This is a genomic window from Heyndrickxia sp. FSL W8-0496 (genome assembly GCF_038007825.1).
Classification (GTDB): domain Bacteria; phylum Bacillota; class Bacilli; order Bacillales; family Bacillaceae_C; genus Heyndrickxia; species Heyndrickxia oleronia.
In genome coordinates this window covers 3,577,927-3,592,344 of sequence record NZ_JBBOXX010000001.1, presented here as the reverse complement: position 1 = coordinate 3,592,344, position 14,418 = coordinate 3,577,927, and the positions used below count along the sequence as shown (strand labels likewise).

Here is a 14,418-nt window from a genome sequence, read left to right as displayed (position 1 = left end):
TTTGTGCCTGGGGATCATGATTGGTGGGAGGGAGAGGAAGAAGAATGATAAAGAAACAACCGAAATTTAGAGGGTATAGCTTGGAAACTAATAGCTGGCATTATGGTCATGGATGGTTTGAAATCGACTATACAGATGAATTTAAGCAGCAAAAGTGCATTGATGACAAAGCATGTCTTTATACAGAAGGATATCCAGTTGAATGCGAATTGAAATCGATGGGGCAGTTTACAGGCCTTAAAGACAAAAACGGTAAAGAGATTTATGAAGGGGATATAGTCCGAAGATCATTAACTGGTTCTAAATTTAAAGTTTATTACAGTGAAAGTGGTGCTTGCTATAGAGTTCAGAGGCAAGACGGATGGCACTTTAATGTGAATGAAATTTTTCCGTTGGATGATTGGGAAATTATCAGCAACATCTACGAAAACCCTTCTCTATTGGAGGTATCTCATGAATAATCGTGAAATAGATCGTTTGGTTGCTGAAAAGGTGATGGGTTATAGGTTTGATTCAAATAAGAGAACACTTTATAAGAATATTGGGCATGGTTGGGAAAATCCAGTATTTGATTTTCGTCCATCAGAAGATATTTCGAATGCTTGGGAAGTAGTTGAGAAATTGGAATTTGATGTTAAAGTGACCAAATGCAAAAGTTTTGTTGGTTATCAATGCCATATATTTATTCCTGATAATGTACAAATGTGCTTTGCAGAAACTGCGCCAATGGCAATCTGTCTAGCTGCCTTAAAATCCGTTGGTGTGGATGTATCTCAAGAATAGTACTTAATCATAATTAGATTTCACTGTAGACACAAAATGTGACGTAAAGGAGATAAGAAAATGAATCTAAAAGATACAAAAATATTCATTCCTGAAATACCTGCTGAATGGAAAGATCGTCTTCGCTCTGGACATAAAAATATTTGGAATGAATCCGAAAATGACGGACTGCCTAAAGTAGAACTTGAACCACCTCAACGTGGTTTATATGCTGAGAGATTTGAAGATGGTTGGTATTGGGTCTGTGGGTGTAATAAGTGTTTAGAAAACGGTGAAGGATGGTCTTATATAGTTTGTGATGAACATGATCGTTGTATCACATGTGGAATACACCGAAAAGAACTCACTGAAATACCTTGGTGGAAACGAGATGGTTTTCAGTGTAAACCTTGCCATGCAAGAGAGCATGAAGAACGTAAACAAGAAGCGTTACGACTAGCAAAGGAAAACGGTCATAATGAATGGGAATGTTTTCGAGAAGATAAAATCATATGTCCAGTTTGTGCTTCAGAATGTTCAAATGATGATATGTATGAAGCTGGAGAAGATGAAATGACTTGTTATGTTTGTGATACAGAATTTGTTGTAGAAATAGAATACGAGATAAAGTACACATCAAGTCTCAAAAAAGTTAATGTGTAGTTCGAGGATTTAGCGAAACAAAATGATAGGAGAGTTGCAAAATGAAAAATGTACCTGTAATTGTGCTGAAAAATAAATCTAAAGAGAATCGGTATTTGGCTGCTTCGATGGAGGTAGGGGATTGGAGTGATCCGGATCTAGACGTAACTAAGGATGATATTCAAAATGCATTTATGATTTGGCGAAATGACTTTTCTCAACCAGATGAACAGGATATAGAAAAATTGAAAGAACAATCGGAAGCCCATAAAAAGTTTATATTTGAAAAGTTCGGTAAGGATGGATTTACTTCATTCGATGTTGAAAAATGGTTAGAAATCTATGAACCTGTTCATCTAGAAATCACAAAAGAACAATATGAATATGCTCGTGATCTTGATTAGGAGGGAAAGAGGTTGGCAAAGAATCATAAATTAAAAATTTTACCTCAGTATTTTGAACCAGTTGCTAAGCGCTTGAAAAATTTTGAAATTCGTAAAAACGATCGTGATTATGAAGTTGGAGACTTACTCTTGTTGCAAGAATGTTTTATGGATCCAGAAGGTCCGACATATACAGGTAGGGTTTTAGAAAGAAGAATCATTTATATCTCTGACTATGAGCAAAAGGAGAACTATGTTGTCCTGGGAATTAAGTAAACACAAAGTAGGTTGAATTATGATCGAGTACATTTGCAAAGCATGTGATCAATCAGAAATCACATTCGAGATCATACCATGTAAGAAGTGTCCAAGCTGCAATAAGTTTATGGAAGCAATTGAAGAAGAGTAATCAAGGGGTGATGATATGGAATACTGTGAATTATGTACGGTTGATGAAGCTACAACAACAGTGGATTATCAAGATGTTAATTACGAAGTATGTGAGCGTTGTAAAGCGTTAGCTGAATCAGAATAAATAAGTTCATGGAAGCAATTGAAGAAGAGTGAATCAAATGCTCTTCTTCATACCACACTTCCTACATTTACGAATAAAAACAAAGTCCTTTACGCTACTTTCAAAGTGCTTATGACCGCAGTTATCGCAAATACCGGCTTTTTCATCAGGATATTCTTTGTAGTCATAAACGATGTTTGTGTCATAGCCTTTAAACTCATTTTCTTCCATAAGAATCACCTGCTAAAAATAATAACAAGTTTAATTATATGGTCGAAAGAATGGAAAGTAAACGTAAGGAATTGTGAATTATCTGCGCGAAATTGAAATTTGGTTTGTATTATTAAGTGGAGTGTCCGAGAAGGAAAGTGGAACGCATATTATATAGAGAATAGTAGACCCAAAAAGCGAAGTAGGTGAGTTAATGAAATTTGATATGTGGAAGTCTAAAGATGGAGGATATATCGCTAGATTTGAAACATCAGATAGACTTAATTTTACATGGTTTGCTAACCCACCAAGCAGTATAGACCATGTGGATATTAGTTACTTACAAGGCAGATTGCCAAACGTTGAAACAGAATTTCAAGTGAAATACATTAAGATGAAATTCAAAAAAATAGCAAGACAACTTGGGATCAATTAGTACGTATTCCGAAGAAACTTTGCCATAAAAATAATAGCTATTAGTTACTAAAAACAAACATTTCGCTATGTATTTAATATAAGTGACCACCAAAGAAAAGAAGGTGCTCACTAATTAGTTTAGCACCTTCCCAGCATCACGGATTTTAGCTTTCTTCTTTTCTAGAAGCTCAACATATTTAAGACCTTTTGTTACAAGATCAGCAATTGCAGCAGAGCGATTATCCTTTCTTTTTTCGAAACGGTAATCCTCGATAGCGAGTAATAAACTTTCATCTAAGGCGATTGTAGTTGTTGGTTTATAATTTGCTCCACGTTTATGTGCTTTCATTAGTATTCGCTCCTTTTTTAATAAATAAGTGTAATACACTAATTAACTAATACTGGATGGTGATTATTTTGAGGATTCGGTCTCCTTGTTTTCTTGCTCAAGGTAAGTTTCTAAAAGAAGTTCAATTTCTTTAGCAACGGAACGCTTATTCTTTTCGGCACGTTCCTTGATTGTTTCAAATAATTCTCCGTCCATTCTAAGTGTAAAGCGTTTTTGTTCACTCATTTTACAATTATCTCCTTTTTATTGTGGTGTCAGTTAGCACCATTATAGAACATAAAAAATGACTTGTAAAGACCTAAGATGAACATTGACGTCACGAAGATGACGGGTTATAATAAGGATATGGGGGTGACGTCACTTTTATGACAAGGTCAGACAAGAAAAAAGTTCCTTTCACTTTGCGCATGAAAAAAGAGCTTAGTGATCGACTAGAACAAGAAGCAGAAGAATTAGGGATCTCCAAGTCAGCTTATATCAACATGATTTTACATAAGGCTATCAAACAAAAAATCTCTTAAAAGCGAGGTGATATTCATGAAAGTAGTAGTGAAACCTTGCATCGAGTGTAAACAACATAGCGCAATACATTGGAACAGAAGTCTTTGTGCTGATTGTTTGAACAAGCTATTAAGTGAAAAAGTGAAGGAGGAAACGCTTTGAAAAAAGAGGTAAATAAAAATTACAAATTTACTGATGTTACTTATAAAGGGAAAAAAGTTTTTATACCTTCAGAAGTATCACGTTATTTAAACAGAAGTGACTATTTTGCTACTGGATTTTGTAGCAGAAAAGAAGTGATTTTAATTAGAAGTATAGATTACTTTCGTTTAAGTAATGAAGAAAATGAAAATTTAATAGAGGAAAATATTAATCTACAAAAAGGGAAGTACCGTAAAAATGCTATGTTTATTAGATATCTTTATACCATAGAAGGACTTAAAAAAATACATGAGCATTCATCTCATGATCCATTTCCATTTGAAGAAAAGAAGATAGAAAAAATTGAAGTTGAAGATTTAAGAATCAAAAAATTTAAAGGACAACCGGTAGTTACATTAAAAGACATAGACGATGTACATGGTAGACCAGAAGGAACTGCAAGTAGAAATTTTAGAAAGCATAAAGAAAAATACATTGAAAATGAAGATTATTTCTTTGTTAAACCCATTGATGTTCAGAACGACGAAATTCGTCAGTCAGAAATTCATAATAGTGGAACGTACTTATTAACGGAATCAGGTTATTTGATGCTAGTAAAATCATTTACTGATGATTTAGCTTGGCAAGTACAACGAAAATTAGTCAGAACATATTTTAATGTAAAACAAATGGTATCCAATATTACTTATTCTTACATGATCGATGATCCTGTAGAAAGAGCAAAAGCATGGATTAAAGAGCAGGAAGAAAAGAAAAGAATTGAAACAGAAAAATTAATGCTTGAACAAAAAGTAGCCGAGTTTGAACCGAAAATAACTTACTACGATGAGATTCTAAAATCGACTGATATAGTGACTATTACCCAAATAGCCAAAGATTATGGAATGTCAGGACAAGCGTTAAACGAATTGCTACATGAAGAAGGAATTCAATATAAACAGAGTGGGCAATGGTTGTTATATCGCAAGTATCAAGATAAAGGTTATACAAAATCAGATACGCAGAAATTCTTTCGTAAGAATGGAGAAATCGGAGTTAGTCTACACACTAAGTGGACGCAAAAAGGAAGATTGTTCATTCATGAATTGCTAGCTGATAAAGGTATTAGTCCGTTAATGGACCAAGAAAAAAGTCCAGTGCTGCAACACTAGACTAAAGTTTCGATCAATTATTAAATAATATGTTCCTTGTGTCCATTATATACCACAAAAATGGGAATGTACACAGGGAACGTCAGTTTGGGATGTGAGATATTGACTACTATTCGCACTAAAAAACGTGAAAATCCGTTTGTTCAAATAGATAAAAGTATTTTTACTAATAGCGATATTTCATGGAAAGCAAAAGGGATTCTTGGATACCTACTAAGCAAGCCGGATGACTGGGTAACGTATATAACTGATTTAGAGAAAAGGTCTACGGATGGTAGGGATTCAGTAAGAAAAGGATTAAAAGAACTGGAAGATCACGGTTATTTGAGAAGAAAAAGGGTTCGTGATGGTGGGAAATTCAAGGGATGGGAATACACAGTATATGAAATTCCCGAAATCGGTTTTACCGAAGTTGGAAAATCCGAAATCGGTTTATCCGAAATCGGAAAATCGAACACTACTAATAAAGAAATAACTAATAATGATTTAAGTAATAAAGAAAAAACAAATAAAGAATATATACCTTTTGTCGAGATAATAAATTATCTCAACGGTGCGGCTAATACAAACTATCGTTCATCTACGAAAGCTACTCAACGAGTCATAAAAGCACGTTGGAACGAAGGATTTAAAATACAGGACTTTAAAAAGGTTATTGATAAAAAATCAGCAGAATGGCTGAATGATCCTAAAATGAATAAATTCCTAAGACCAGAAACATTATTCGGGACCAAGTTTGAATCCTATCTTAACCAAAAAGGCGGTGGACAAGCTGCAAGCAATAGGCAACGTATTGGAACAGATGATGAGACAAAATCCAAGATTCGCGAAACGAATGAAAGACGTAAAAGAATCGCTAGAGTCAAATCCGATACAGATTCTGACCTCCCCTTCTGATAAATGTCCGTTTCATAAATGTGATGGTACAGGGTGGATTTGGATAAAAGACTGGTCAAAGAGAAATACCAATGAAAAAGATGAATGGCAGGAAGAATGTGAGTGCTATGAACAGCTTATGAAACAAAAAGAGATTGAAAGAAAGCTAGATTTAGCACAGGTTCCTCCGATATTTAAAGATGCTACGGTAAATTCTTTTGATATAAAAAGATATAAGAAGAAAGAGAGTAGAGATACTGCGGAAATAGCAAGAAAGGCAGCTACAAATTATGTCTATAACTTTAAAACCATGCAAGAGCATGGAAAGGGATTATACCTATTCAGCGAAGTGAAAGGGTCAGGAAAGACAAGGTTAATATCCAGTGTAGCGAATGCCTTAGTAAAAATGTACGGTGTGGATCTTGCCTTTTTGAAAGCAGATGACTTACTAACTCAAATAAAAAAGACTTACAACGATAATGCGAATACATCAGAGGATGAAATCGTTAAATTGTTCCGAAATGTTGAAGTGTTAGTTATAGATGATATTGCGGTTGAAAAGCCAAATGAATTTTCGGAACGAATCTTTTTCAAAGTCCTAGATTATCGTATGGAACATAGAAAAGTAACACTATTCACTGGAAACAAGACCATAGACAACTTAGGTGAGGTTTACATAGAAGGTCGGGTTCATAGTCGGATAAAGAAAATGGCTTTAGAAGTATATATGCCGGAAGAATCGATTCGTGATGATGAAGCTGAAATAGAAAATAAAGAGTTGGAAAAAATGTTGTTCGGATAATTATAGATTGAAAGGGTGGTAAGGATGAGTTTAAGGGAAGCTTATAAAATGGTGATTAAACACCAATTAGTTATGCTTGAGGAAGAAGGAAGATGGAGTTTCGGAACAAATGAAATTGAAGAATTAGCAGAGCAACTTCATGATAACGAAGATTTTATAGATGACTTAAAAGATTCTATTGAAGAACATTTAGAGGATTTCGGTGAAAATTATGGTTTATTTTAGTCAGTCAATCCCAGGAGTATATCACATTACTCCTGGACACACTCAAAAATCAATTGAAGAAAAAGACCAGTATTTCAAACAATTAGAACGGAATAGGCAATATATACAGGATTATAAAGCAAAGAACGGAATCACTACTCAATTTGAAAAGGAGATGTACCTATGAGACCTAAAACTAGTCAAGCTGTTATAGATGGATTTGCAGCCATTATTGATGCGCAAGATCAAAAAGGAATCCAAAAGTATGGTAGGAATATTGATGATGCAATAGACGAGGATTATGACTGGAAGCTTATGGCTCTCGAAGAAAGTGCGGACCAATTAAAATATCTTGTTCGAGAAGTGAAGATGCTTAAAAACAAACTAAGAGAAGAAAAGAAAAGGAGAATGGAATTAGAAAAATGGCACCAACGAAATATGAATTTCGAGGTACTTGAGTCATGAATAGAAAACAGATTATACAAAGAATCGGTCATTTAGAAGATCAGCATCAAAGTAAACTAATTGATGGGGAGTGTTGCAGAGGGTGCGAAATATGTGAAGAAATCACAAAACTATCAGTGTATGTCAAACACTCTCCAAATGTAGCTGCGATTCTTGAAAAAGGCGAATACATGAAAAAGAGTGAAATACAATATCTAATCGATAAAGAAGTCAACATCGAAGTAATAGCTAAAGCACTAAATAAAGATCCTGAAGCATTTAAAGAAGAATGGAAGATGTGGAAAGGAAGTAAGATCAAGCAGCGAAAAGATAGAAGCACAATAAAGATGACTGTTGACGAATATCTTGAATTATCAAGTTCGGGATTAATGGATAAAGAGATTGCCGAAAAGATCGGAGTAAGCAGACAAACTATCACGAATTGGAAAATAAAACATAAGAATGAGTTACCAAGGGAGGATGTCGAAAAGGTGGAATTGACTAAAGAAAATTATATCGCTTGGAAAAAACAGGGATTAAAAGATATAGAGGTTACAAAACTAATTAGAAAGAATACTAATTACCTAAAAGATTGGAAAAAAGAAAATCTTACACAAGAGGAAATAAGAACCTTAAACCTTCCTAGCGGGCATTTTGCGAAGAAGACTAATAAACCCCTTCAAAAAGATAATAAACCGCAGAAAACGAAATCTGAAGCGATTCAGACAGATGCAGAGAAGGAACTACAAGAAGTGTTGGCAGTCTTGAAAAAACAGATGAAAACCGATTATGAAAGATATGAATCAGCTATAGAAGATTTAACAAAGAAACTTAAATTGGAACAGGAAGATAAAAAGTCTTTAATATCTAAACATGAGAATGTGATTCGGAGCTATATCGATGAAAAAGACTTAGCATATGGAAAAGCGCAGGAAGAAGAACAGAAGTATTTAGATACGTTAGAAAAGCATAAGGAAACGGATTATAAGCTACAGGATGCTTTGCAAAGAATAAAAGAAGTTGAAAGTGAAAGAGATCAGTATAAATTGCACTTTGAAAATGCTAGTAGGTTGCTGAATCCAATGAGGGAATTAATAAAGGTGGCTCTATAAATGGATTTTGCTACTGTCAACGCAGTACCGAAACCGAAGCATAGTCGAAGGGTACCGAAAAGGGTGGACAGAGGGAAGTTCACATCAAAAACCATAAAAGAAATATTAGAACGTGACAACTATCAATGTGTAAGGTGTGGATCATATTATCTCGAAAGTGTACCACATCATGTGAAATTCAAGTCTCAAGGTGGGACTGGCCATAAAAGAAACGGAGTAAGTATTTGTATCTCTTGTCACCGAGAAGCACACATCAAGAAAGAAGTAAGAGAATGGTTTGAACAGTGGGTTGAAAATAATCTTGATGAGAATGGAGATAGGAAATATGAAAAACTGGACTTCTGAACAATGGTTGAATTGGCAGCAAAAAGTAATTCGTGAAGAAATGAAAGAACTAAGGGAATCGCAACATGAAACTATACGTAAGTGAGAAGGTCGAAGAGACGGTCGATGGAGAGAAGTTGCAGGTGGTTGAAGTGCTAGAGAGTAAGCCGAAAGATGTATCTTATTTAATCTTCATAGAAAAATAGCATATAAAATCCCATAATAATTATAAGTCAAATGTGAGTTTTTACAAGAGAAAGGATGTTCGGAATGAATGTAATTATATTAACTGGTAATGCAACCAAAGATATAGAGATTAGGTATAACCCATCTGGTACACCCATTGGAACAGGAACCATTGCGGTGAAAAGAGATTATAAAAACCAAAACGGTGAATATGAAACGGATTTTCATAATTTCGTAGCAATAGGCAAGATATCCGAAGTAATGGCTAACCATGTAAGTAAAGGCGATAAGTTCGGGATTAAAGGAAAACTTCAAAATCGTGTATGGGAAAAAGACAATGGAGAGAAAAGATATTTTACAGAAGTATTAGTGGACGGATTTGACTTTCCTACTAAACCGAAAAACAATCAATCTAGTAATCAGCAAAGAAACGATGATAATCCATTCAGTAATGGACAACCAATTGATATATCAGATGAAGAGTTGCCATTCTGATGAAAAAAACATCAAATTGGAAAAGCGACTTAGATTTATTTAGCAAATGTGGCAGTTGCAAACACTACGAGCAATTTATAAAAAATGATTATTTTACAGCTAGAGGAAGATGCTCGTTGAAGAGTGTTTATAAACAGAGAACGGAAGGTTGTTTGAAATATGAACCTAACAAAAGCGAACCTAAGCCAGTTAATATATCTGGCTAGGTTCACCCAATATAGAGATGAAGCCATATACGAATTGAATAGGAGAGTGCGGAGAAATGAATCTAAAACCATTGTTTGAAATGCAAAGGGTATTACGGGATCGTATAAGATATAACGAATCTGATCGCTTTGATAAATTGATTTTGGCTTTGCTGGTGGAAATCGGTGAATGTGCGAATGAGTGGAGAGGATTTAAGTTTTGGAGTAAAAACCAAAGCCCCCCAAGAATTTTACACACAACTCAAGGGGCAACACCTGAAAATGCTGTTTATTTTAAATGTATGAATGAAGATGATTGCGGAAAACGTCTTGGAAAAGATGATTTTAACAGTCTTTTAGATCCGGATTATGAAGAATGCCCTATTTGTAAAGTTGGATATGTATATCCTTTTCGTGAAAAGAATCCACTCCTTGAAGAATATGTGGACGGATTGCATTTTGTATTGGAGTTAGGAATTGAATTAGATTTTGAATATGACGAATGGATATATGATTCGTGGGTAGTAGAGACAATTACAGAGCAGTTTATGTCATTACAACTAACTGTAGGGGAAATATATTGTGATAAACATGACGGATGCTTACCTGATTTAATTAGCTATTATATCGGATTAGGTGAAATGCTCGGATTTACCTGGGAACAAATTGAACAAGCATATATGGAGAAGAATGCAATTAATCATCAACGTCAGGAGAGTGGTTATTAAATGATTAAATCAGAACGCGAACACCTCATCGAATGGCTTGTAACCTGGACAGGATATAACAGAAGTTATTTTGATTCAATGAAAGATGAATCTATAGAGAAAATGTATGACGATTTCAGTAAAGAGAAGGGGATTTGATGGATAAAATAAAAGTCATGCTTTTAATAGCGAATTTATTAAGTTTAGGACTATCTATATATGCGCTTTGTCTATCGGTCAAAGCTATTAAACAATTAAAAAATGAAAAAGTAGATGGTGAGTAGATGATGCTTTTTAAAATTATTGCTTTATGTCTATGTTGTTTTGCATTAGGATTTGTTACTTGTAACTTGTTACATCTTCATATGAGAAGGTGAATGTATGAAGGACTGGACGGAAGATTATCTACAAGACTTAATAAGATATAACAACATACTAAAGGGCATTCCAGAGGAAAACAGAGTGCAACGGATTGAAGTATTATCAAAACAGCTTGTTCTTATTGGAAAGTTAGCAGCAGAGTTTTCCGAACGGTATAAGAAAATATATGCAACTAGAAAAAGAGTGTATGCTGAAGCTGAAATTGCAGCACCTAAAAATAAAAAAGCTCATGCTGAACTAGCTGTAATTGATTTAAGAGAAGAAGAAGCAACAGCATATGGAAATATGAAACGTTGGACAAATGCATTTGAGAGTACGAAAGAGGAAATTAATGCATTGAAATATAAGGTTCGTATTGATTTAGAAGATGGATCAAGTAGACATGGAGCATAGGGGGCGGTTTGATGACAACAGCAGTACAGGTAAAAAAATCAACATTCAAAAAAGCAGAAGCAGAATGGTATGATTATCATCAAACATTAAAAGAAATCGCTAAACTAAGACAAGAAATTATGAATCCTATGAAAGAAAATGATGAAAATGTAGGGGGAGGAAGAAGTGGACGGAACTCTTCTCCTACAGAAAACATTGCAACACGATTAGTAACTCATAAACAATTAAAATATCTAAATGAAGTGACTGAAGCAGTAGAGAATGTTTACAATGCTTTACCAGATGATTATAAAAAACTTGTAAGGTTACGCTATTGGAATAAAAGCCAGCAATTGACATGGGATGGGTTAGCGTTAAAATTGAATGTAAGCAAACGTCAAGCTATGAGATGGCGAGATGAAATTATTCAAGCGACTGTAGAGGTGTTAGGATGGAGGTAAAAAGTGGTTGGAGTAAAAAGATAAAAGAATTTCATGATTTTATGAAAGAACGTGGCTATACAGTTGAAGTAGAGAGTCTAAATCAATTTGTATATGATATTAGACATATTGTAACTAAAGATGATCACTATTATGTATCAATTGAAGAAAAAATGATAATCGAAGCACCTATTGAGTATTTAACAGAATATGTAGAGAAGAAATTTAAACTATTAGAAGGCAATGAATAATCGTGTCACTATCATGTCACTTTTGGTCTGATTTTCCATGCTATTATGATAGTATGAAAGATTAGTATTAAACGGTGTGCGGAAACGCATCGTGATTCTCGTTGGATTCTCCGTTATAACTTTACTTTGAAAGACGATCTAGATTAAAACTAGGTCGTCTTTTTTATTGATTAAATAATATTAATGGGTGATGGTATGAAAATTGATGAAAAGAAACGGGAGAAGTTGAAAAAGAAAACAGAAAAGCTTTCTTCTGCTGATCTACGCGAACTAATGGGAATAGATAAACCGACATACAAAAGGCACAAGGGTGCAATTAGAAGGAAGTAACGTTATTTGTAAACTAGGCATTCACAGTGAGACTTTCCCAAGGTGACCAATAGGTATGTAGCTGATGGGTGTCTAGTTTAGAGGAAATGTGACTATAGTAGCAGGAATTTACCTCATTTTGTCGAATTAAGTAGATGAAAGTGAGGTGAAAGATATGAGTTTATCTTTAGAAGAACGTAAAGCATTAAGAAATAAATTGTTGAAAGACTTATATGATTATCACTTTTCTAATTCAAGCACAAAGGCGAAACCTATCGCGGAAGAAATTAGAGATAACGAATATAAGTCAGCATATTTATACTTAGAAAATAAAGGTTATATTGAGTTTGAAAACTTTGGACACCCTGCATTCGCTGGGGCTAAAATAAATGCTTTCGGCATTGATGAAGTAGAAAAAAATATGTAAATGAAGCATCCTTCGGGGTGCTTTTTTATTTGGAGGCGGTGATCTATGTGAAGCTTACAGAGAAACAAAAACGATTTGCAGATTATTATATTGAATCAGGCAATGCTACTGATGCATATAGGAAGGCATACAACGCATCTGATAAGACAGCTAGTGTTGAAGGGTTTAAAAACCTAGCAAAACCTAGCGTCAAAAAATATATTGAAGAGCGCATGAGTGAAATTCGCTCAAAAAATATTGCAACACAAGAAGAAATCCTCGAATATCTAACCAGTGTAATGCGTGGAGAAATCAGCGAAGAAGTGGCTGTAGCTACGAAAAAAGGCGTCTCTATTGTTGATGTTGAAGTTGGAGCAAAGGACAGAACAAAAGCAGCCGAATTACTAGGTAAACGCTATGCAATGTGGACAGATAATAAAAATATTGGTGGAAATATCGGAGTCACGATAGTGGATGATATAGATGACTGAAGTAAAACTATCTAATGTAATTGCCCCATCTTTCCATTCTGTGCATAAAGACATCAAGCAAGAGAGACACACTCATTACTGGCTTGGTGGTGGGCGAGGTAGTACGAAATCCTCTTTTGTAGGTATAGAACTAATACAAGGAATTATGCGTGATCCTAATGCAAACGCAGTAGTCTTGAGGAAAGTAAAAGACACACTCAAAGAATCAGTGTTCGAACAATTATGTTGGGCCATTGATGTATTAGGAGTAGAAAGCTATTGGCACATTCCAGAAGCTAAATTAGTTTTAACTTATCTTCCTACTGGTCAACAAATAAGATTCCGTGGTGCAGATAAACCGAAGAAAATTAAATCAATGAAATTTGCTAGAGGGTATTGTAAATACATCTGGTATGAAGAAGTAGATGAATTTACTGGCATGGAAGAAATACGTATGATTAATCAGTCTCTTATGCGTGGTGGAGAGAAGTTTATCGTATTCTACAGTTATAACCCTCCTAAGAGTGCAAATAACTGGGTAAATGCAGAAGTGAAGCTTACAAGGGATGACAGACTAGCACATCATAGTAATTATTTAACTGTACCTAAAGAATGGCTAGGGGAACAATTCATTGTTGAAGCTGAACACTTAAAAGAAACCAAGCCATTAGCGTATGAACATGAATACCTGGGGAATGTCACAGGTACAGGTGGAGAAGTTTTTGACAATGTAACAATCAGACGAATCACCGATGATGAAATAAAAGACTTCTACAACATTAAACGTGGTATTGACTATGGATATGCAACTGATCCTTTCGCTTATGTAGTTGCGCACTACGACCGAAAGAAGAAGTGTTTATATATATATCATGAACATTATAAAGTAAGGCTATCTAATAGAGATGCTTACGAACATATCAAAGGGGAAAACAAAGATAATGAGTTAATCAAGGCTGAAAGCGCAGAGCCAAAGAGTAATAACGAACTGCGCCAATACGGATTAAGGATTATACCTGTTAAAAAGGGACCAGATAGTATTAAGTATGGAATCAAGTTCTTACAAAGCTTAGAATCTATCGTTATTGATGATATAAGGTGTCCAGAGACTGCTAGAGAGTTCTTAACGTATGAATTGGATAAAGATGCTAACGGTAACTTTAAAGCCGGATTCCCTGATATAAATAACCATTCAATAGATGCTGTTCGATATGCCTTGAATGATGAAGTAATGAAGTTTAAAGAGCAAGATCAAAAGAAATCTGATCCAGACAATCCAACACCACAAGAAAAACAAGCAAAAGCAATCAAACAAATGACAGGTGGTAAACCTCCGGTCAATGCCTTTACAAAATGGTAGGTG

General features: G+C 34.7%; 29 protein-coding genes. 26 read left to right on the top strand and 3 right to left on the bottom strand.

The window, feature by feature from the left end; translation table 11 throughout:
* Window positions 1–44: 44 nt before the first annotated feature.
* From NST63_RS18135 to NST63_RS18115, 5 genes are read left to right on the top strand one after another with little or no spacing between them, the layout of a single operon-like run.
* Window positions 45–461 (top strand): YopX family protein, encoded by a 417-nt coding sequence (locus NST63_RS18135; protein WP_341043258.1) that lies wholly within the window; start codon window positions 45–47, stop codon window positions 459–461.
* Window positions 454–783 (top strand): BC1872 family protein, encoded by a 330-nt coding sequence (locus tag NST63_RS18130; RefSeq protein ID WP_341043256.1) that lies wholly within the window; start codon window positions 454–456, stop codon window positions 781–783. Before NST63_RS18135 ends, NST63_RS18130 begins: the two co-directional genes overlap by 8 nt.
* A gap of 60 nt (window positions 784–843) precedes the next feature.
* Window positions 844–1,425, top strand: a complete 582-nt coding sequence (locus NST63_RS18125; protein WP_341043254.1) for a hypothetical protein — start codon at window positions 844–846, stop codon at window positions 1,423–1,425.
* Window positions 1,426–1,466: 41 nt separating this feature from the next.
* The gene (locus NST63_RS18120; protein ID WP_341043252.1) at window positions 1,467–1,808 is read left to right on the top strand and encodes a hypothetical protein; all 342 of its coding nucleotides are present in this window, start codon (window positions 1,467–1,469) and stop codon (window positions 1,806–1,808) included.
* A gap of 12 nt (window positions 1,809–1,820) precedes the next feature.
* Window positions 1,821–2,063 (top strand): ASCH/PUA domain-containing protein, encoded by a 243-nt coding sequence (locus NST63_RS18115; protein ID WP_341043249.1) that lies wholly within the window; start codon window positions 1,821–1,823, stop codon window positions 2,061–2,063.
* 292 nt (window positions 2,064–2,355) lie between these two features.
* Here NST63_RS18115 and NST63_RS18110 read toward each other — a convergent pair whose 3' ends face one another.
* Window positions 2,356–2,532: a hypothetical protein gene (locus tag NST63_RS18110; protein WP_180211731.1), complete on the bottom strand. Its 177-nt coding sequence runs from the start codon at window positions 2,530–2,532 to the stop codon at window positions 2,356–2,358.
* 205 nt (window positions 2,533–2,737) lie between these two features.
* Here NST63_RS18110 and NST63_RS18105 point away from each other — a divergent pair, with 205 nt between their 5' ends.
* Window positions 2,738–2,947 (top strand): hypothetical protein, encoded by a 210-nt coding sequence (locus NST63_RS18105; RefSeq protein WP_341043246.1) that lies wholly within the window; start codon window positions 2,738–2,740, stop codon window positions 2,945–2,947.
* Window positions 2,948–3,061: 114 nt separating this feature from the next.
* Here NST63_RS18105 and NST63_RS18100 read toward each other — a convergent pair whose 3' ends face one another.
* Both NST63_RS18100 and NST63_RS18095 read right to left on the bottom strand, forming a co-directional pair.
* Window positions 3,062–3,277: a hypothetical protein gene (locus NST63_RS18100; RefSeq protein WP_341043245.1), complete on the bottom strand. Its 216-nt coding sequence runs from the start codon at window positions 3,275–3,277 to the stop codon at window positions 3,062–3,064.
* A 63-nt stretch (window positions 3,278–3,340) separates the two neighbouring features.
* Window positions 3,341–3,502 carry an Arc family DNA-binding protein gene (locus NST63_RS18095; protein WP_341043243.1) on the bottom strand — a complete coding sequence of 54 codons (162 nt, stop codon included), beginning with the start codon at window positions 3,500–3,502 and terminating at the stop codon, window positions 3,341–3,343.
* A gap of 140 nt (window positions 3,503–3,642) precedes the next feature.
* Here NST63_RS18095 and NST63_RS18090 point away from each other — a divergent pair, with 140 nt between their 5' ends.
* The 20 genes from NST63_RS18090 to NST63_RS17995 all read left to right on the top strand — a co-directional run bounded on the left by NST63_RS18090 (window position 3,643) and on the right by NST63_RS17995 (window position 14,415).
* Window positions 3,643–3,798, top strand: a complete 156-nt coding sequence (locus NST63_RS18090; protein WP_341043241.1) for a ribbon-helix-helix domain-containing protein — start codon at window positions 3,643–3,645, stop codon at window positions 3,796–3,798.
* A gap of 138 nt (window positions 3,799–3,936) precedes the next feature.
* Window positions 3,937–5,091, top strand: coding sequence for a phage antirepressor KilAC domain-containing protein (locus NST63_RS18085; protein WP_341043239.1), 1,155 nt, complete (start codon window positions 3,937–3,939; stop codon window positions 5,089–5,091).
* 102 nt (window positions 5,092–5,193) lie between these two features.
* Entirely contained in the window at window positions 5,194–5,988 is a 795-nt protein-coding gene (locus tag NST63_RS18080) for a conserved phage C-terminal domain-containing protein (RefSeq protein WP_341043237.1), read from the top strand.
* A complete protein-coding gene (locus tag NST63_RS18075) occupies window positions 5,897–6,769 on the top strand; it encodes an ATP-binding protein (protein WP_341043235.1) in 873 nt (290 codons plus the stop codon). The genes NST63_RS18080 and NST63_RS18075 overlap by 92 nt, the downstream gene beginning before the upstream one ends.
* A gap of 24 nt (window positions 6,770–6,793) precedes the next feature.
* Window positions 6,794–6,994 (top strand): hypothetical protein, encoded by a 201-nt coding sequence (locus NST63_RS18070; protein ID WP_341043233.1) that lies wholly within the window; start codon window positions 6,794–6,796, stop codon window positions 6,992–6,994.
* Window positions 6,972–7,160 carry a hypothetical protein gene (locus NST63_RS18065; protein ID WP_341043230.1) on the top strand — a complete coding sequence of 63 codons (189 nt, stop codon included), beginning with the start codon at window positions 6,972–6,974 and terminating at the stop codon, window positions 7,158–7,160. Before NST63_RS18070 ends, NST63_RS18065 begins: the two co-directional genes overlap by 23 nt.
* Window positions 7,157–7,438: a hypothetical protein gene (locus NST63_RS18060; protein WP_341043228.1), complete on the top strand. Its 282-nt coding sequence runs from the start codon at window positions 7,157–7,159 to the stop codon at window positions 7,436–7,438. The genes NST63_RS18065 and NST63_RS18060 overlap by 4 nt, the downstream gene beginning before the upstream one ends.
* Window positions 7,435–8,529, top strand: a complete 1,095-nt coding sequence (locus tag NST63_RS18055) for a hypothetical protein (RefSeq protein ID WP_341043226.1) — start codon at window positions 7,435–7,437, stop codon at window positions 8,527–8,529. Before NST63_RS18060 ends, NST63_RS18055 begins: the two co-directional genes overlap by 4 nt.
* Window positions 8,530–8,874: an HNH endonuclease gene (locus tag NST63_RS18050; RefSeq protein WP_341043224.1), complete on the top strand. Its 345-nt coding sequence runs from the start codon at window positions 8,530–8,532 to the stop codon at window positions 8,872–8,874.
* A gap of 249 nt (window positions 8,875–9,123) precedes the next feature.
* Window positions 9,124–9,534, top strand: coding sequence for a single-stranded DNA-binding protein (locus NST63_RS18045; protein WP_341043222.1), 411 nt, complete (start codon window positions 9,124–9,126; stop codon window positions 9,532–9,534).
* 262 nt (window positions 9,535–9,796) lie between these two features.
* The gene (locus tag NST63_RS18040) at window positions 9,797–10,447 is read left to right on the top strand and encodes a dUTP diphosphatase (RefSeq protein WP_341043220.1); all 651 of its coding nucleotides are present in this window, start codon (window positions 9,797–9,799) and stop codon (window positions 10,445–10,447) included.
* Window positions 10,448–10,585 (top strand): BH0509 family protein, encoded by a 138-nt coding sequence (locus NST63_RS18035; RefSeq protein ID WP_341043218.1) that lies wholly within the window; start codon window positions 10,448–10,450, stop codon window positions 10,583–10,585.
* Window positions 10,585–10,710 (top strand): hypothetical protein, encoded by a 126-nt coding sequence (locus NST63_RS18030; protein ID WP_341043216.1) that lies wholly within the window; start codon window positions 10,585–10,587, stop codon window positions 10,708–10,710. Before NST63_RS18035 ends, NST63_RS18030 begins: the two co-directional genes overlap by 1 nt.
* Window positions 10,711–10,807: 97 nt before the next feature.
* A complete protein-coding gene (locus NST63_RS18025; protein ID WP_341043214.1) occupies window positions 10,808–11,200 on the top strand; it encodes a hypothetical protein in 393 nt (130 codons plus the stop codon).
* Window positions 11,201–11,211: 11 nt separating this feature from the next.
* Window positions 11,212–11,640 (top strand): transcriptional regulator, encoded by a 429-nt coding sequence (locus tag NST63_RS18020; RefSeq protein ID WP_341043212.1) that lies wholly within the window; start codon window positions 11,212–11,214, stop codon window positions 11,638–11,640.
* Complete coding sequence (locus NST63_RS18015; RefSeq protein ID WP_341043210.1) at window positions 11,631–11,870, top strand: hypothetical protein; 240 nt, start codon at window positions 11,631–11,633, stop codon at window positions 11,868–11,870. Before NST63_RS18020 ends, NST63_RS18015 begins: the two co-directional genes overlap by 10 nt.
* A gap of 195 nt (window positions 11,871–12,065) precedes the next feature.
* Entirely contained in the window at window positions 12,066–12,200 is a 135-nt protein-coding gene (locus NST63_RS18010) for a hypothetical protein (protein WP_341043208.1), read from the top strand.
* A gap of 154 nt (window positions 12,201–12,354) precedes the next feature.
* Window positions 12,355–12,606 carry a hypothetical protein gene (locus tag NST63_RS18005; protein WP_341043206.1) on the top strand — a complete coding sequence of 84 codons (252 nt, stop codon included), beginning with the start codon at window positions 12,355–12,357 and terminating at the stop codon, window positions 12,604–12,606.
* Between the two features lie 47 nt (window positions 12,607–12,653).
* A complete protein-coding gene (locus NST63_RS18000; RefSeq protein WP_341043204.1) occupies window positions 12,654–13,076 on the top strand; it encodes a terminase small subunit in 423 nt (140 codons plus the stop codon).
* Window positions 13,069–14,415, top strand: a complete 1,347-nt coding sequence (locus NST63_RS17995; protein ID WP_341043202.1) for a PBSX family phage terminase large subunit — start codon at window positions 13,069–13,071, stop codon at window positions 14,413–14,415. The genes NST63_RS18000 and NST63_RS17995 overlap by 8 nt, the downstream gene beginning before the upstream one ends.
* The last annotated feature ends 3 nt before the right edge of the window (window positions 14,416–14,418 follow it).

Excerpts from the sequence above, each read along its gene's own strand:
- NST63_RS18135 (WP_341043258.1), top strand. The coding sequence starts at position 45 with ATGATAAAGAAACAACCGAAATTTAGAGGGTATAGCTTGGAAACTAAT.
- NST63_RS18130 (WP_341043256.1), top strand. The coding sequence starts at position 454 with ATGAATAATCGTGAAATAGATCGTTTGGTTGCTGAAAAGGTGATGGGT.
- NST63_RS18125 (WP_341043254.1), top strand. The coding sequence starts at position 844 with ATGAATCTAAAAGATACAAAAATATTCATTCCTGAAATACCTGCTGAA.
- NST63_RS18120 (WP_341043252.1), top strand. The coding sequence starts at position 1,467 with ATGAAAAATGTACCTGTAATTGTGCTGAAAAATAAATCTAAAGAGAAT.
- NST63_RS18110 (WP_180211731.1), bottom strand. The coding sequence starts at position 2,532 with ATGGAAGAAAATGAGTTTAAAGGCTATGACACAAACATCGTTTATGAC.
- NST63_RS18105 (WP_341043246.1), top strand. The coding sequence starts at position 2,738 with ATGTGGAAGTCTAAAGATGGAGGATATATCGCTAGATTTGAAACATCA.
- NST63_RS18100 (WP_341043245.1), bottom strand. The coding sequence starts at position 3,277 with ATGAAAGCACATAAACGTGGAGCAAATTATAAACCAACAACTACAATC.
- NST63_RS18095 (WP_341043243.1), bottom strand. The coding sequence starts at position 3,502 with ATGAGTGAACAAAAACGCTTTACACTTAGAATGGACGGAGAATTATTT.
- NST63_RS18090 (WP_341043241.1), top strand. The coding sequence starts at position 3,643 with ATGACAAGGTCAGACAAGAAAAAAGTTCCTTTCACTTTGCGCATGAAA.
- NST63_RS18075 (WP_341043235.1), top strand. The coding sequence starts at position 5,897 with ATGAGACAAAATCCAAGATTCGCGAAACGAATGAAAGACGTAAAAGAA.
- NST63_RS18070 (WP_341043233.1), top strand. The coding sequence starts at position 6,794 with ATGAGTTTAAGGGAAGCTTATAAAATGGTGATTAAACACCAATTAGTT.
- NST63_RS18060 (WP_341043228.1), top strand. The coding sequence starts at position 7,157 with ATGAGACCTAAAACTAGTCAAGCTGTTATAGATGGATTTGCAGCCATT.
- NST63_RS18055 (WP_341043226.1), top strand. The coding sequence starts at position 7,435 with ATGAATAGAAAACAGATTATACAAAGAATCGGTCATTTAGAAGATCAG.
- NST63_RS18050 (WP_341043224.1), top strand. The coding sequence starts at position 8,530 with ATGGATTTTGCTACTGTCAACGCAGTACCGAAACCGAAGCATAGTCGA.
- NST63_RS18045 (WP_341043222.1), top strand. The coding sequence starts at position 9,124 with ATGAATGTAATTATATTAACTGGTAATGCAACCAAAGATATAGAGATT.
- NST63_RS18040 (WP_341043220.1), top strand. The coding sequence starts at position 9,797 with ATGAATCTAAAACCATTGTTTGAAATGCAAAGGGTATTACGGGATCGT.
- NST63_RS18035 (WP_341043218.1), top strand. The coding sequence starts at position 10,448 with ATGATTAAATCAGAACGCGAACACCTCATCGAATGGCTTGTAACCTGG.
- NST63_RS18030 (WP_341043216.1), top strand. The coding sequence starts at position 10,585 with ATGGATAAAATAAAAGTCATGCTTTTAATAGCGAATTTATTAAGTTTA.
- NST63_RS18025 (WP_341043214.1), top strand. The coding sequence starts at position 10,808 with ATGAAGGACTGGACGGAAGATTATCTACAAGACTTAATAAGATATAAC.
- NST63_RS18020 (WP_341043212.1), top strand. The coding sequence starts at position 11,212 with ATGACAACAGCAGTACAGGTAAAAAAATCAACATTCAAAAAAGCAGAA.
- NST63_RS18015 (WP_341043210.1), top strand. The coding sequence starts at position 11,631 with ATGGAGGTAAAAAGTGGTTGGAGTAAAAAGATAAAAGAATTTCATGAT.
- NST63_RS18010 (WP_341043208.1), top strand. The coding sequence starts at position 12,066 with ATGAAAATTGATGAAAAGAAACGGGAGAAGTTGAAAAAGAAAACAGAA.
- NST63_RS18005 (WP_341043206.1), top strand. The coding sequence starts at position 12,355 with ATGAGTTTATCTTTAGAAGAACGTAAAGCATTAAGAAATAAATTGTTG.
- NST63_RS17995 (WP_341043202.1), top strand. The coding sequence starts at position 13,069 with ATGACTGAAGTAAAACTATCTAATGTAATTGCCCCATCTTTCCATTCT.